The 16,038-nt window shown below is 43.4% G+C and carries 13 protein-coding genes and 1 pseudogene; 9 read left to right on the forward strand and 5 right to left on the reverse strand.

Annotation, left to right across the window (positions count from 1 at the left end):
• Positions 1–17: 17 nt before the first annotated feature.
• Both L3V33_RS03350 and L3V33_RS03355 read right to left on the reverse strand, forming a co-directional pair.
• Complete coding sequence (locus tag L3V33_RS03350) at positions 18–1,106, reverse strand: microcin C ABC transporter permease YejB (RefSeq protein ID WP_004730359.1); 1,089 nt, start codon at positions 1,104–1,106, stop codon at positions 18–20.
• A 12-nt stretch (positions 1,107–1,118) separates the two neighbouring features.
• Positions 1,119–3,014, reverse strand: coding sequence for an extracellular solute-binding protein (locus L3V33_RS03355; protein ID WP_237289017.1), 1,896 nt, complete (start codon positions 3,012–3,014; stop codon positions 1,119–1,121).
• 341 nt (positions 3,015–3,355) lie between these two features.
• Here L3V33_RS03355 and L3V33_RS03360 point away from each other — a divergent pair, with 341 nt between their 5' ends.
• Complete coding sequence (locus L3V33_RS03360; protein WP_237289020.1) at positions 3,356–4,408, forward strand: endonuclease/exonuclease/phosphatase family protein; 1,053 nt, start codon at positions 3,356–3,358, stop codon at positions 4,406–4,408.
• Between the two features lie 204 nt (positions 4,409–4,612).
• On the opposite strand, the gene L3V33_RS03365 is transcribed toward L3V33_RS03360, so the two are convergent.
• On the reverse strand, positions 4,613–5,245 hold the full coding sequence (locus L3V33_RS03365; RefSeq protein WP_237289023.1) for a porin family protein: 633 nt from the start codon (positions 5,243–5,245) through the stop codon (positions 4,613–4,615).
• Between the two features lie 390 nt (positions 5,246–5,635).
• Between L3V33_RS03365 and L3V33_RS03370 the strand changes: the two genes are divergently transcribed.
• From L3V33_RS03370 to L3V33_RS03400, 7 genes are all read left to right on the forward strand, one after another.
• Entirely contained in the window at positions 5,636–6,037 is a 402-nt protein-coding gene (locus L3V33_RS03370; protein ID WP_114635460.1) for a winged helix-turn-helix domain-containing protein, read from the forward strand.
• Between the two features lie 234 nt (positions 6,038–6,271).
• Entirely contained in the window at positions 6,272–6,691 is a 420-nt protein-coding gene (gene rbsD / locus L3V33_RS03375; protein WP_065206271.1) for a D-ribose pyranase, read from the forward strand.
• 114 nt (positions 6,692–6,805) lie between these two features.
• On the forward strand, positions 6,806–8,311 hold the full coding sequence (gene rbsA, locus L3V33_RS03380) for a ribose ABC transporter ATP-binding protein RbsA (protein WP_135456724.1): 1,506 nt from the start codon (positions 6,806–6,808) through the stop codon (positions 8,309–8,311).
• Entirely contained in the window at positions 8,308–9,300 is a 993-nt protein-coding gene (gene rbsC, locus L3V33_RS03385) for a ribose ABC transporter permease (protein ID WP_237289030.1), read from the forward strand. Before rbsA ends, rbsC begins: the two co-directional genes overlap by 4 nt.
• Positions 9,301–9,427: 127 nt before the next feature.
• Positions 9,428–10,306 carry a ribose ABC transporter substrate-binding protein RbsB gene (rbsB, locus tag L3V33_RS03390; protein WP_054547007.1) on the forward strand — a complete coding sequence of 293 codons (879 nt, stop codon included), beginning with the start codon at positions 9,428–9,430 and terminating at the stop codon, positions 10,304–10,306.
• 192 nt (positions 10,307–10,498) lie between these two features.
• Positions 10,499–11,443 carry a ribokinase gene (rbsK, locus tag L3V33_RS03395; RefSeq protein WP_237289031.1) on the forward strand — a complete coding sequence of 315 codons (945 nt, stop codon included), beginning with the start codon at positions 10,499–10,501 and terminating at the stop codon, positions 11,441–11,443.
• A gap of 105 nt (positions 11,444–11,548) precedes the next feature.
• A complete protein-coding gene (locus L3V33_RS03400; RefSeq protein ID WP_017074037.1) occupies positions 11,549–12,550 on the forward strand; it encodes a substrate-binding domain-containing protein in 1,002 nt (333 codons plus the stop codon).
• Positions 12,551–12,688: 138 nt separating this feature from the next.
• Here L3V33_RS03400 and L3V33_RS03405 read toward each other — a convergent pair whose 3' ends face one another.
• Positions 12,689–13,492 (reverse strand): carbon-nitrogen hydrolase family protein, encoded by an 804-nt coding sequence (locus L3V33_RS03405; RefSeq protein ID WP_114635464.1) that lies wholly within the window; start codon positions 13,490–13,492, stop codon positions 12,689–12,691.
• 155 nt (positions 13,493–13,647) lie between these two features.
• Positions 13,648–14,079: a lysozyme inhibitor LprI family protein gene (locus L3V33_RS03410; RefSeq protein ID WP_114635465.1), complete on the reverse strand. Its 432-nt coding sequence runs from the start codon at positions 14,077–14,079 to the stop codon at positions 13,648–13,650.
• A 339-nt stretch (positions 14,080–14,418) separates the two neighbouring features.
• Here L3V33_RS03410 and L3V33_RS03415 point away from each other — a divergent pair.
• Positions 14,419–15,999: pseudogene (locus L3V33_RS03415) on the forward strand (EAL domain-containing protein).
• Positions 16,000–16,038: the final 39 nt, after the last annotated feature.

A 16,038-nucleotide genomic window follows, 5' to 3' on the forward strand; every position in this document is an offset into this window, starting at 1 on the left:
TTGTTATTCATTCGCCATTAACGCGCTTCAAAATCAATTCGAGGATCAACCCAGGTATACGTCAGGTCGGAGATAATGCTCAGCACCAAGCCAAGCAAGGTCATGATATAGAGAGAACTGAACACCACTGGGTAATCTCTCTGAATGGTCGACTCAAAGCCAAGCAGACCAATGCCCTCGAGTGAAAACATCACTTCAATCAACATAGAACCCGTGAAGAAAATACTAATAAATGCACTCGGGAAACCGGCAATAATGATCAACATCGCATTACGGAAAACGTGCTTGTAGAGAATGCTGCTCTCGTCCAAACCTTTCGCTCGGGCGGTCACCACATATTGCTTATTGATCTCATCAAGAAAGGAGTTTTTGGTCAGCATGCTGAGTGTTGCAAAGCCACCGATGACCATCGCAAAAATAGGCAACGCTAAGTGCCAGAAGTAGTCGCCAATTTGCTGATACCAATTGAGCTGGTCGAAGTTACTCGACACGAGTCCACGCAATGGGAACCAACTGAAGTAGTTACCACTGGCGAACAAAATAATCAGGATGATCGCAAACAGGAAGCCCGGCACCGCGTAACCGACAATCACCACCGCGCTCGACCAAATATCAAAGCGAGAGCCGTGATGTATCGCCTTCATGATGCCTAAAGGTATCGAAATCACGTAGATGATTAAGGTACTCCATAACCCTAAGGAGATGGAAACAGGCAGCCGCTCGATGATTAAATCAATAACGTTACCGCCCTTGAACAGGCTTTCGCCAAAGTTAAAGGTTGCGTAGTTTTTCAACATGTCGAAGTAACGAACATGAATTGGCTTATCAAAACCGAACTGCTTTTTGATCTCTTCAACCACTTCAGGATCAAGTCCGCGAGACCCTTTATAGCCACTGGCAGAAGCTTGGTCACTTTCGCTTAAATCAACTTCTTGTCCACCACCAGAAAAACGCTCCATGATGCCAGAGTTATGCCCTTCTAATTGTGCAACGGCTTGTTCTACCGGACCACCAGGCGCGATCTGAATAATGAAAAAATTGATGGTGATGATCGCCCACAGCGTGGGGATCACCAACAGTAAACGCCGAAATATATACGCGGCCATGCTAACTAACTCCTAGCGACGTTTTTCAGGAAGCAAAGCTGCCTTCTCTTCTGAAATCCACCATGTATCAATGCCTAAATCGTATTTAGGTAATACATCTGGACGCTCGAACTTGTCCCACATTGCTACGCGATATTCACCGACGTGCCATTGAGGGATGTTGTAGAAATTCCACTGCAGTACACGGTCTAGCGAACGACCAAGCGTAAGAAGTTTTTCAGGATGCTGTTGGTTACGCGCAATTTCTTCTGTTAACGCATCAACCACCGGATCCATCACACCTGCAGTATTGTAAGTAGAATCAATGTAGTTAGAGTTCCAAACAATCATTAAGTTCGGGCTAGGATAAGGGTTTGCAGAAAACGATGAAGACACCATATCGAAATCGCGATCACGCAGTCGCTTGATGTACTGAGTCGTATCGATAGTACGAATCTTCATTTCGATACCCATACGCTTGAGGTTCTTTTGAACCGGTGTTGCGATACGCTCTGTGGTTGGGCTGTAAATCAACAACTCAAACGACATCGGCTTGCCAGTCTTTTCATTGGTCATCACTTTGTCTTTCAATACCCAACCCGCTTCTTTCAGCAGTTTGAAAGCGGTACGCATTTGGCTACGGATACGGCCACTGCCATCGGTTACTGATGGCTGGAATTCTTCGGTGAAAACTCTTGGCGGGATTTGATCTTTGTACTGAGACAACAACTCAACTTCAGCTTCGCTTGGTAAGCCTTTCGCTTCATAGTCGGTGTTTTGGAAGTAACTACGAGTCCGTTTGTACTGACCATAGAACATATTCTTGTTCATCCACTCAAAGTCCATCGCGTAGGTTAACGCTTCTCGAACTTTAGGATCAGAGAACACCGGAGATTGAATATTGAAGACAAAACCTTGAGTCGTCTCTGGCTTCTCATGGTTGATCTCTTCTTTAATGATGTAGCCTTTGTCGAAGTTTGCGCCCGTATATGAATTGGCCCAGAACTTAGCCGAGTTTTCGGTTCGAAGATCGAACTCCCCTGCTTTGAAGGCTTCCAGCATTACCGTGTCATCGCGATAGTAATCGTACTGCACTTGCTTGAAGTTGTTGCGACCCACGTTAACAGGCAGATCCGCAGCCCAGTAATTTTCATCTAAACCGTAGGTCACGCTTTGACCCGATTTATAGCTGATGATCTTATAAGGGCCACTGCCCACAGGCGGTTCACTTAGCGGCTCAGACAGTTTTCTGTCTTTCCAGAAATGTTTTGGTAATACACGAGTGCTTTGGGCAAAGCTAAATAGCTTCTCACGGTTTGGCTTGCTCATCTCAATACGCACAACCAAATCAGAGACAGCGGTTACTGATTCAATTTCTTTGTAATACACGCGATATTGAGGCACACCTTCTTTTGAAAACTTATCAAAGGTGAAGGCAACATCGTGAGCTGTGATTGGCTTGCCGTCTTGGAATTTAGCATCTGGGTTGATGTCGATTTCCATCCAAGAGAAGTCGCTTGCGTAACGAATTTTGGAAGCGATCAATGGATAGTACGCATCAATCTCGTCGCTCGGAGAAAACATCAAGGTATCGTAGATTTCCCCTGTGTAGCTAGCTGCAACGCCGCGGGAACCGAATCGATTAAAGCTATCGTACGTACCAATGCTGCCATAAGTCACTTTGCCCTGCTTTGGCGCATCAGGATTAACGTAATCGAAGTGAGTGAAGTCGACAGGATATTTTGCTTCACCAAAACCAACCAGTTGAGTGGTTTCAATAACGGTGACGGCTGGAGTAAATTCGGTATCAGAAGCGTGTGTAACGGAGGGATATAGAGCAATAAGCGGCAGCATGACTGCACATGAAGTTAAATTTAACCTGAAAAACTGAGTGCGCTGCGAGGCTTTGCTTCGGAAATCTGTTCCCATTTGACTCTCCCTTCAAATGTCATGAATTCGATATTCAAGTTGATTAATCGGCTTTGAATGCATGCCGTTAAATCAAGTATAGGTTCAAATCTAACATCATGTAATAACTAATAAAACCATCAGCACCCTAACTCTTACCGTTTATTTACAATTAACTCGTCACTACTCGAATTTATTTGATGACGCAGGTTAAAACTGCATCACAATAGTCTCACTAACGTAAATGACAGAAGCGTCGCTGACTTTGATTGGCCTAATTAATCAAACTTAACCCCCAAATAATCAACAAACTATACTTTACTGGAGTATCCTTGCTGCCTAGGTCTAAAGGGAATGACACTTTGAACAAACCAAACCACATAACATTCGCAACGTTCAACCTTTTGAACTACCTCGAACCACCGAATGCTTATTATGATTTCGAGAATATCTACAGCTTCGAAGAATGGCAGAAGAAGCAACATTGGATGGCGGAAACGATTGGTTCAATAGATTGCGATGTGATTGGCTTTCAAGAGATATTTAGCCCGCAGTCTTTAGAGCAATTGATGAAGGAGCTTGGTTACCCGTACTTTGCTGTCGTCGATAGCGCACATGTTGAAGATGATTACCTGTATACCTCGCCTGTCGTGGGTATCGCCTCTCGCTACCCGATTGAAAAAGTGCAGCCGGTTAAACCCGATTTAGAGTTGCTTTCAGCCTTCAATCTTAATGACAGTTTTTCATTCAACCGAACGCCAGTACACGCCACAATTACCTTACCCCATTTAGGCTCGACTGATTGTTATGTGGTGCACTTCAAATCTCAGCGACCTACTGAACCAAAAGGGCAAACTCCAGATAACGCTGATAGCTCTAAAGCCTCGGGCAAACACAAGCCGAAAAGTGACACGTTGACTAGACTTCACCAAGAGCAACTTGGTTCTTGGTTATCAAGTGTCCAGCGCGGCCTAGAAGCACAGATGCTCCATCAATACATCACCAATCAGCGTTACCAAACCGATCAGCCTGTAGTGTTAATGGGTGATTTTAACAAACCACTGTTTCACGATGAGTTCAAAGGGCTACTAAGTTATTCAATAAATCGAGACGAAAGCAGCAAGCATTGGCTTTCCCACTTTCGCTTGAAAGACAGTTGGGATCTCTATCATCAACTGCACGAAGAAGACTTACTAGAGCAACGCAAACCAACGCACTATTATGGTGCCTCTGGTTCTGTACTGGACTACATTTTGATGTCCAATGAGTTCGATTGTCAGAACTCATCAAGCTTGATGGAGATCTCTCGCTACACAGTGCTCGACCATCACCTCATCAATCCCAGCTTTGAACACGACCAATTCAGTACTGACCATGCCATCGTTGCTGTCACCGCTCATATCCGTGAAGCCTAGCTGCCCAATTGATATTCGCTTTAAACAGACGTCTCACCCGCTCTTGCTAAAGCAACTCAAATCAACTTAACTCAACGTAAGGCCTAACAAAACAGATAGAAAAAAGCCGCAGTTAAAAACTGCGGCTTTCCACTTTAGCTAAACGAGTTGAGCCAACCGACGCCCCATTTAGAAACCGATTTATCGTTTAGCAAAGTGTGAAACTTAAAAGTTGTATGTTGCACCAACATAAAATGAGTCCAATACAATGTCTCTTTCAACTTTTCTTTTTTGAGCAAAAGCACCCTCGTAAGTTTCTATAGTAAAGGCATCGGCTTCATAACCAAGTCTTAAGCTAAACTCAGAGAATTTTGGCGGCGTGTATTCAACACCGACTCCCAAACGTAGACCTGTACCTGTATCATCGAAATCTGAACTCGAAGGACGTGAACCATCTGAATATTTCATATCTAAATCGATTGAAGAAAGGCCAATGGTGCCAAATGGGCGCACGCCATTATCGAATGTGTAACCAACGTTCGCTGCTACTGAAGCGATTTGAGGAGTCCAGGTAAAGCCATCACCACTTAGCGGGTTTTTAGCTACTACATCACCAAAGTCTGTGTACTGCAGTTCAAGTGATACGATTCGATTAAACTTGTATCCTGCAATCAGGCGGTAAGAATTATCTTCGGCTTCAAAGGTCACTGGAGCTGTAGTTGATGAAACTAAACCACCATCATCAATACCAGAGCTACCGATTGCGCCGCCTAGATAGAAACCACTGTCTGCTGCTATTACATTGTTTGCTGCAAATGCTGACATCATCGCGATGCTGAAAATTAGTTTGTTGTTCATTACTGCTTGACCTTACTTATTGCAAATCAAGATTGTTACGCCTTCCACTGCTGCACAATCTTGTTAGAATTATCCGACACCCCGTCGAATTGGCAAGGAGGTTAATCTCACAGAAAACAAAAAAATAAATAAAAATATAATCACTTTGTAATTTCAAACAACACAATCAGTTAAAACAAAATAAACATCTGAATAATAAGCAAATAAAAATCAATCCATTTCTAGACCAGACCTCCCCTTATTTTTCAAACTATCCGATTTTTATATTTTATTGGTAAGGACTTACGAAGGCTTACTTTCAACAGTGACGTTATTTTGCATAATCCGCGCGCTTTATCTGCTATCCCAACCCACTCCTCCACAATGAAGAATGAGAAAGATCGAAAAACAATGAATAACGAAATCCACTTTGGCGACCTAACTCTTAATGTAGATACTCGAAACATCACTAACAAACAGGGGAACAAGATCTATTTACGTCACCACTTGTTTTCCGTGCTTTGTCTACTGTCGAAAAGCGCCGGACAACCCATCCCTAGAAAAGACATCGTGAATGCATGTTGGGGAAACGAAACGGTGCCGACACAAGCACTAACCAATGTCATTTATTGCTTAAGGAATGTTTTTGTTCGCTTGAGAGCATCTAACATCAAAATTGTTACGATTCCTCGATATGGCTATACCTTGTTCGTCATACCCAATACCAATGAAGCCGGTTATGTAGCATCAGAAAACCCTCTTAAAACATCCCCTACAGAATCTGTTCTAAATGTTCCGGTGAGTAAACCTTAGCTCCCTTTTCCTTAAGTTAACGTTACGTTGCCTTACCTTCTTAATTGTCGATGAAAGTGATTGCGATCACCAAAAAACGCCCCATCGAAACGTTTCGATGATCGTTGTCACACTCTAAAACAATCAAACGTGCAAATGATAAATCACACACTATTATCACTATCGAAACGTTTCGATGGCTTTTTCTTGAGTTGTTCTCAACCCATTAAGCGTTATTTTTCGATAGGTCGTGATATGAAAAAAAGTACCCTAATAAACTCTGAGCTCTCTTACCTAGTGGCGACTCTTGGCCATACAGATGAAATCACGATTTGTGATGCAGGGTTGCCGATTCCGGATCATGTGACTCGCATAGACCTTGCTTTGACTCACGGTGTTCCAAGTTTTCAGCAGACAGTAAAAACCATGCTGGATGAATCTCAAATTGAAGGCGTTGTAATCGCAGAAGAGTTTGCGAAAGTAAGCCCAGAGCACCACGCTGCGCTGATTGATTTGATCAAGACAGAAGAAGCGCGTTGCGGCAAACCGCTTTCGATTACTTACATCACTCATGAAGAATTCAAAGAGCGAACGCATGAAAGCCGCGCGGTTATTCGCACTGGTGAATGCACACCATACGCAAATGTTATTTTCCAAACTGGCGTAACGTTTTAATTCAAGCTCAGCGTTTGAACCTAAGCGCAACGACAGCTCAGTGTCATCACTGAACCAAAAACAATGCATATACAGAACAATCAAATACAACTGGCCCCGAGTAAAGGAACCGACATGACTCAAGCCATTTTAGAACTTAGTTCAATTGAGAAAGCCTTCCCTGGTGTTAAAGCACTGGATAAGGCAAGCCTCAACGTTTACCCAGGACGCGTAATGGCGTTAATGGGTGAAAACGGTGCAGGTAAATCAACGCTTATGAAAGTGCTTACGGGTATCTACCACTTGGACAGCGGCACTATCGCTTATCAAGGAAAACCGGCTGCATTTAAAGGACCGCGTGACTCTCAACAAGCCGGCATTAGTATCATTCACCAAGAGTTGAACCTAATACCAGAGCTAACCATTGCAGAGAACATCTTCTTAGGTCGTGAAATCACGGGCACCATGGGTCGCATTCTTTGGAACGAAATGTACCAAGAAGCGGACAAGTTACTTAAGCGCCTTAACGTTAAACACAGTTCAAAAACACCTTTGGGTCAGTTAAGCCTTGGTGAACAACAAATGGTAGAGATCGCAAAAGCTCTATCATTTGAGTCTAAGGTCATCATCATGGATGAACCAACAGATGCGCTTACCGATACCGAAACTGAATCTCTGTTTAAAGTAATTAACGAACTGCGCGCTGAAGGCTGTGGCATTGTTTACATCTCTCACCGCTTAAAAGAGATCTTTGAGATTTGCGATGACATCACGGTACTTCGTGACGGTAAGTTCATTGGACAGTGTGAAGTAAAAGACACAGACGAAGACGGCCTCATCGAAATGATGGTAGGTCGTAAATTAGACGAGCAATATCCACGTATCGGCCAGAGTCACGGTGAAACCTGCCTTGAAGTGATTGGCCTGACCGGTTCTGGTGTTCATGACGTGAGCTTTACGCTAAAACGCGGTGAAATCCTTGGCGTATCTGGCCTAATGGGTGCTGGCCGAACTGAACTGATGAAGGTGATTTACGGTGCACTTCCGAGTGAGCGCGGCGTCATCAACTTAGAAAACAAAACCATTAACCCTGTAAGCCCGAAAGATGGCTTGGCCAATGGCATTGCTTACATCTCTGAAGACCGTAAAGGTGATGGCCTTGTGCTAGGGCTTTCAGTGAAAGAAAACATGTCGTTATGTGCGCTGGATCTGCTGACTAAGAAAGGTCAAATCCAACATAAAGACGAAGTGATTGCAGTTGATGACTTCATCAAGCTTTTCAACATCAAGACCCCGACTCGCGAGCAAATCATTGGTAACCTTTCTGGTGGTAATCAACAGAAAGTGGCCATTGCTAAAGGCTTGATGACTAAACCAAAAGTACTGATTCTCGACGAACCCACTCGTGGTGTCGATGTTGGTGCGAAAAAAGAGATTTACCAACTCATTAATAAATTCAAAGCCGATGGCATGAGCATTATTTTGGTCTCATCTGAAATGCCAGAAGTGTTAGGAATGAGTGACCGCATCATGGTGATGCATGAAGGCCGCATCAGCGGTGAATTTGATGCTAAAGAAGCAAACCAAGAATTATTACTGGCATGTGCGGTCGGTAAAAAGATCAACGAGGACGCAGCATGAGTACTAAAACCATGAGCAAAACAACTGAAACTGAAGCGCCAAAGAAGAAGCCGTTAATCAGCAAAGAATGGCTGATTGATCAAAAATCATTGATTGCTTTGATCTTCCTGATTGTTGTCGTTTCTTTCTTAAATCCAAACTTTTTTACCGTCGATAACATCCTGAACATTCTGCGTCAAACCTCTGTGAATGCAATTATCGCAGTGGGTATGACACTGGTTATCTTAACTGCGGGTATCGACTTGAGTGTCGGCTCTGTACTTGCACTTTGTGGTGCTTTCGCTGCCAGCATGATTGGCATGGAAATCCCGGTCATGATCGCCGTTCCAACCGCTCTAGTAGCAGGTGCAGCACTGGGTGCTATCAGTGGTGTGATTATCGCCAAGGGTAAAGTCCAAGCTTTCATCGCAACGCTAGTAACCATGACTCTATTGCGCGGCGTAACCATGGTTTACACCGACGGTCGTCCGATCTCAACAGGCTTCACTGAAACAGCAGACGCGTTCGCTTGGTTCGGTACAGGCTACGCAATGGGCATCCCAGTTCCAGTATGGATCATGGCCGTGGTATTCGCTGCAGTATGGTACCTACTGAACCACACACGCTTTGGTCGCTACGTTTACGCACTGGGTGGCAACGAATCAGCAACTCGCCTATCAGGCATCGACGTAGACAAAGTAAAAATTGGCGTTTACGCAATCTGTGGCCTGTTAGCAGCAGTGGCAGGCATCATCGTGGCATCTCGTTTATCTTCTGCTCAACCAACCGCAGGTATGGGTTATGAGCTAGACGCCATCGCAGCCGTAGTTCTTGGCGGCACAAGCTTAGCTGGCGGTCGTGGTCGCATCATGGGTACATTGATTGGTGCTCTGATTATCGGCTTCCTAAATAACGCCCTAAACCTACTAGACGTATCTTCTTACTACCAGATGATTGCAAAAGCAGTGGTTATTCTTCTGGCGGTATTGGTCGACAACAAAAACAAGTAACACAAATTAATTTATTCAGTAAACGCAACACCTATTAAAAACAAGACGTAACAATTAAATCAATAAATAACGTAACAACGAGCTAGGATTATCCAACCTAGCTCACCCTACATAAAGGACTTACACCATGAAAAAATTAGCGACTCTTATTTCTGCTGCTCTTCTTTCTACAACGGTATCTGTGTCTGCACAGGCGCAAGATACAATGGCAATCGTTCTGTCTACATTGAACAACCCATTCTTCGTAACCATGAAAGATGGCGCAGAAGCGAAAGCTGAAGAGCTAGGCTACAAGCTTATCGTTCTTGATTCTCAAAACGACCCAAGCAAAGAGCTTTCGAACATTGAAGATCTAACCATTCGTGGTGTTAAAGCAATTCTGATTAATCCTACAGATTCAGATGCAGTATCTAACGCGATTCGCATTGCTAACCGTTCAAACATCCCAGTACTAACGCTAGACCGTGGCGCAAGCCGTGGTGACGTAGTTAGTCATATCGCTTCTGATAACGTTATCGGTGGTGAAATGGCGGGTCACTTCATCATGGAAAAAGTCGGCGAAAAAGCGAAAGTAATCCAACTTGAAGGTATTGCTGGTACATCTGCTGCTCGCGAACGTGGTGAAGGCTTCATGAACGCAGTAAACGGCAGCGACCTAGAGCTTCTAGCAAGCCAACCTGCTGATTTCGACCGTACTAAAGGTCTGAACGTAATGGAAAACTTGCTTGCAGCTAACCCAGACGTACAAGCAGTATTCGCTCAAAACGATGAAATGGCACTAGGTGCACTTCGCGCAGTTCAAGCTTCAGGTAAAGACGTAATGATCGTTGGCTTTGATGGCACTGACGATGGTATTGCTGCTGTTAACCGTGGCCTACTTGGCGCAACGGTTGCACAACAACCTGACCTAATCGGTTCTTTAGGTGTTGAAATGGCAGACAAAGTACTGAAAGGCGAGACAGTAGACGAGTACGTACCAGTACCTCTAAAAATTGTTGCTAAGTAATTGAATCCAACATCGATTAAATAAAGCAAAAAATAGAGCTACACACAGGCAGGGATTCCCCTATCCCTGCCTTATTTGCCCAACCCAGATAGTGTATCGCTGTTTCTCATAAGTCGTCTAAAAAGACTTGTAATTAACGTAATGAGAAAGACCCATGCATTTTCAAATACGATATATCATAAGGCTCGTATCATGACTCAACTGATTGTTTTAGGTAGCGTTAACGCTGACCACGTACTGCAAGTTCCTTCGTTCCCTCGTCCGGGTGAAACCTTGATTGGCGGTAACTATCAGGTCATCCCTGGCGGAAAAGGCGCAAACCAAGCCGTAGCAGCAGCAAGATTAAACGCAGACATTGGCTTTATCGCCTGTGTTGGTGACGACCCATTTGGGATCAATATTCGTCAAGACTTCGCCAAAGACGGCATCAACATCGACGGTGTGATCGTTGCAGACAACACCCCTACGGGCATCGCGATGATCCAAGTATCAGCAACAGGCGAAAACAGCATTTGTCTTTCAGCTGAAGCAAACAACAAGCTGACTTGCGACCAAATCGAACCGCATTTGGCTAAAATTCGCGACGCTAAGTATTTGTTAACTCAACTTGAAACGCCAATCGAAGGCATTGAATACGCAGCGAAAATTGCAAAAGAAAATGGCACTAAAGTTATCTTAAATCCAGCCCCGGCTCGTCCACTCTCAGATGCGTTATTGGCTTGTGTTGATGTGATTACACCCAACGAAACAGAAGCGGAAGTGTTAACGGGTATTACAGTAACGGACAACGAATCGGCTCATACTGCAGCATTGGCTTTACATGCGAAAGGCATTGAAACGGTGATGATCACTCTAGGCGCCAAAGGCGTTTGGATTAGTCATGAAGGTCAAGGTGATGAAGAAAGCAAAGGCGAGCTAATCGCAGGTTTTCGCGTTGAAGCAACGGATACAACCGCAGCAGGTGACACATTCAATGGCGCATTAGTTACAGGACTGCTTGAAGATATGCCATTAGAACGCGCAATTAAATTTGCTCATGCTGCAGCTGCAATTTCTGTGACTCGCTTTGGCGCTCAAACGTCAATTCCAAGCCGAGCTGAAACGGATGCTTTTCTATCAGAACAGCTTTGGGCTTAATGTATTGTCTGGTCTTTAATTAGACCGAACAAATACCCAAGCATAAGCCTCTGTTTTCAGGCAAAATATCGCGCAACGTGGACAAGTTTCCCGCAAGGATTTTTTATGGCAACAATGAAAGATGTCGCTCGGATCGCAAAGGTTTCGACTTCTACCGTGAGTCATGTGATCAACAAATCGCGTTTTGTCAGTGAAGAGATCGCTGAGCGTGTTAACAGTGCGGCTAAAGAACTCAACTACGCACCGTCTGCATTGGCACGTAGCTTGAAAATGAAGCAAACCAAAACTTTGGGTATGTTGGTTACCACGTCCACTAACCCATTCTTTGGGGAAGTAGTAAAAGGTGTTGAACGTCGTTGCTATGAAAAAGGCTACAACCTTATTTTATGTAATACCGAAGGCGACAGTGAACGCATGAAATCCTCTATCGATACTTTGCTGCAAAAGCGTGTCGATGGCTTAATGTTGATGTGTTCAACCCTTGAAGGTCAACATATCGATGTCTTTGATCGATACCCTGAGTTACCTGTCGTAGTAATGGACTGGGGCCCGATGTTATTTGCGAGTGATAAGATTCAAGATAACTCTCATCAAGGTGGCTACATGGCGACTAAGCACTTGATTGATAATGGACACTCTCAAATCGGTTGTATCACCGGCCCATTACACCGCAACCAAGCTTCATCTCGTTATCAAGGTTTCAAACAGGCGATGGAAGAAGCGAACTTCGAGATCAATCCTAAATGGATTGTTGAATCAAACTTCGAATGTGATGGCGGCTTTGACTCTTATCAAACATTAAAAACCCGTGGCGAAATGCCTTCAGCGCTGTTTGTAAGTAATGACATGATGGCAATGGGTGTGATTCACGCAGCGGCGCAAGATGGTACATCGATCCCTAACGATCTTTCTATCATTGGCTACGATGACATCCACTTGTCGAAATACATGACACCAGCGTTAAGTACGGTCCACCAGCCAAAACATCGCTTAGGCCAAGCCGCTGTAGATACACTTTTAAACAGACTACAAGCACCTGACTCTGACCCGCAAGTTGTCGAACTTGAGCCGACATTAGTAGAACGAAGCAGTGTTAAAGCGATTTAGAGCGCTTTCTAGCAAACCCATTTCCAACAAACCTAAGCAACAAGCCTAAGCAGCCAAACAAAGCAGCAAAGCGAGCAACAAACCAAAATAACAAAGGGCAAGGTTATCTAACCTTGCCCTTTTCGATCCTATTGCATTTTACTTGGCTTGGTAACGACTCAACACAGACGATATCTGCTGTATTTCGTCTAACACATCAATACCATTGTACTGAGGCGCAATAGACAAATCTTCAACCTCTACCGTCTCAACGGCCTGATTTTCCGAGAGTTGAAGCATTACTTCACCTTTAGGGGAATAAACTCTGCTACTACCACAATACGTTGCGGTAAAGGCATCGACTACATCTTGCCCAACACGATTACAAGTGACGATATGGCACCCTTCCTCCAAAGCTCTTGCTTGGGCAATGGCAAAGCTATGATGACCACCAAAATTCGCAGGATGAAGAATAACGTCGACCGACTGATACCCTCTGATGATCTCTGGGAACCAGATATCAAAGCAAATTGCGACGCCAAACTTTAAGCCTTTATGTTCAAAAGTAAGGAGCTCGCTCCCTCTAGAAAAGTATTCTTTGTCGAACTTCGTTTGGCTGACTTTTCGATATTTGTTGCGTAAGCCACAAGCACCCACAACAACGACACTGTTGTAATACTGGCCATCATCTTTCTCTGCGATACCGGCAACGATTAATGTCTGATGTTTCGCGGCGAGCAGAGTTAACGAATCAATGGTAGGGCTGTTATTGAAGTTTTCGCACAGTTCATGAATTTCTGCAGCCTCGTTAAAGATATACCCAGTAGAGAACAGTTCAGGCAGTAACGTGATATCACCCACTGACGCCTCTGCTTCTAAAAGCTCAGAGACTCGCGAGATGTTCTTTTGTTTATTTTTGTATTCAACTTCAAGCTGAACGAGGGTGATGCTGACATTATTCACAATTGAATCCTTGCTAGGTAACACTTCGAACTGTATTACTTCAAACTAGAGACTGAGAACGACAGAGTAAGACAATCCCCTATCGCTTTCTTATTAACACGCCAAAGGTTGAAGCGAGTGCACACTCAAAAAAGCATTTTCGCTCGGTTATTCCACTATTTAGGTTCTACTTCTAACACTGGCTCTGGCAAGACAGGAGGAGTGCTGTCCATATAGGTTAAGAAGTTTTCCCACACCTCATGCGTTCTTTGTTTAGTCAGTTTAGTTTTGCAAGAAAGCGCCATGAGGCCTCGAATCGAACCATCACGCCATTGCGTATATACAGAATCACAATGCGCTGATTGGTAAGTTTGCCAACTCTCCTGAGCCACCTTGATTGAACTGACCAACTCCGCATCATAAGCATTGTGCTCAAAACTCGCGGTAAGGTATTTATCGAGTTCCATTTGTGCCGATTCCAACTTAATAGACGCACAATGATTAATCTCTATTGTTGTCATCGCATTTTCGCAATCGACTGTCTTTTCAACTGCGAGCACAGAGCACGAGAAGTAAGCCAAACCGAACAGTGCTATCACTCTTTTCATAAAAATCCTTGATTCTGTCATCAATAAATTCTCGACATGTTTCGATTAACTGAAACACAGGTTATTGAGTCAATTTCCTTCAATATCCCAATCGTATATAACTCTAATCTTTATAGGGTTATAAATATCTTTTATTCGTATTAGTACTGCAAAACTAAGTAAAATCTACAAAGAAAAATCGGCTAAACATCAATATGTTACTGGTAAAATCGAAAAAAAATTATATTTATCAATAATTCATGCGCTCATTCACAATATTTATTATTTTCCTTGCTACCTAATCGTTAAATTTATAAATTAAATCGAATGCTCACTTAGATCGGTAGTCTTACTCCAACTATGGATATCAATTACCCGAATATTGCTAAAACATCTTTATGCTTCGTTGTTTCCTTTTGTATATCGATGGCAATGCTCATTCCGGCTACGCCTTTTCATTACCAAACGTTGACTGAAGACTCATCCAAACAACTCGAGCAAAAACTGAGGCACATTCAATCTCAATTCGATTACTTTTTGACTGAGGTTGAGCACGGGCAATCATGCGAGTCCGTGGTTACTCGGCTGAGACAAACGGTTTTTGATACCGACTGGATTAAAGAAGCGGCGTTGTTTAATAAAAATGACCAATTTTATTGTTCAACAACAGAAGGTGACGTCTCATTCCGTCTCTTTAAATCCATCAGAGAGCGCTTGAATTCCGATCCAAACATGACCACGTTGTCTTATACCAATGCTGCGATCACTAAAGTCAATTCCATCATGCTCATTTCTTCTAACGAAGATAATGCGGGAATTAGCTTAATGATCCCTCCTCATTTCCTGTACGACATAGTAAATCGAAATCTATCCAATTTTGGTATCGAATCAAAAGTAAAAGTAATTGATAAAAACATATCCCAGCCAAACGAAGGGGCACATTTACAGAAAGTAGTCATTGTTTCTGATAAATACCCACTAACCGTGACCTCATATATTGGGTATCAATATTACTTTAATTACCTCTTACGTTACTCTTGGTTCGGCTTCCTATTTGCAGGAATCGCAACAATTATCGCCGTGTCTATCAGGCACAATAAACAAAACCACAGAAGCTTAGAGTATTCATTATCTGATGCATTAAGAAACGATCACTTGCATGTCCACTTGCAGCCTATCGTTAACCATAATACTCATGAAATAGTCGGCTGTGAGTCTCTGTTGAGGTGGCATGACCCAATCGAAGGTAACGTCTCTCCCGCAATATTCATCCCTCTTGCAGAAAGCTTAGGGTTAATAGAAGACCTCACGTACTTCGTGTTACGTGAAGTATTAACCATGCTCAATAGCAACCAACACCTGTTTCAATCAAGGTATGTCAGCGTCAACATAAGCCGGAATGTGCTATCAAATAGCAACTTCGCGAGCAAGGTGAGTCATATATACAAGAAGAACCCAGACATTCTCAAGCAGGTGGTATTTGAAGTCACAGAGGATGGTGAATGTTCTGATGCCGATATGGTTAAGATTAAAGACAACCTGACTAAACTATCGAATATGGGCGTAAGAGTCGCGATTGATGACTTTGGTACTGGCTATGCAGGCTTAGATTTTGTGAGACAATTTCCATTTAGCATTCTAAAAATTGATCGCGTGTTTGTGAAAAACATTTCAGACGAATCAAGCCTTGGCATTCCACTATTAGAATCCATGCTCCAGCTATCACGCACATTAGGCATGTAAGTGATCGTTGAAGGAGTCGAGTATGAGTCGCAAGTGAAAATCTTGTCAAAATTAGGCGTCGATTACATCCAAGGCTTCTATTTTTATAAGCCGATGCCGATAAGCCTAACCATCAGCTTACTCAAGCAGCAACATATCGAATCTAATCATGAATATCATGAATCTGAACCCTCTTCACCAGAATTAGATCATTCCTAAATCAAACTAATACGCTTTTGTCACACCGTGTTATGTCAC

The organism is Vibrio sp. A2-1 (genome assembly GCF_021728355.1).
GTDB classification, from domain to species: Bacteria; Pseudomonadota; Gammaproteobacteria; order Enterobacterales; family Vibrionaceae; genus Vibrio; species Vibrio splendidus_K.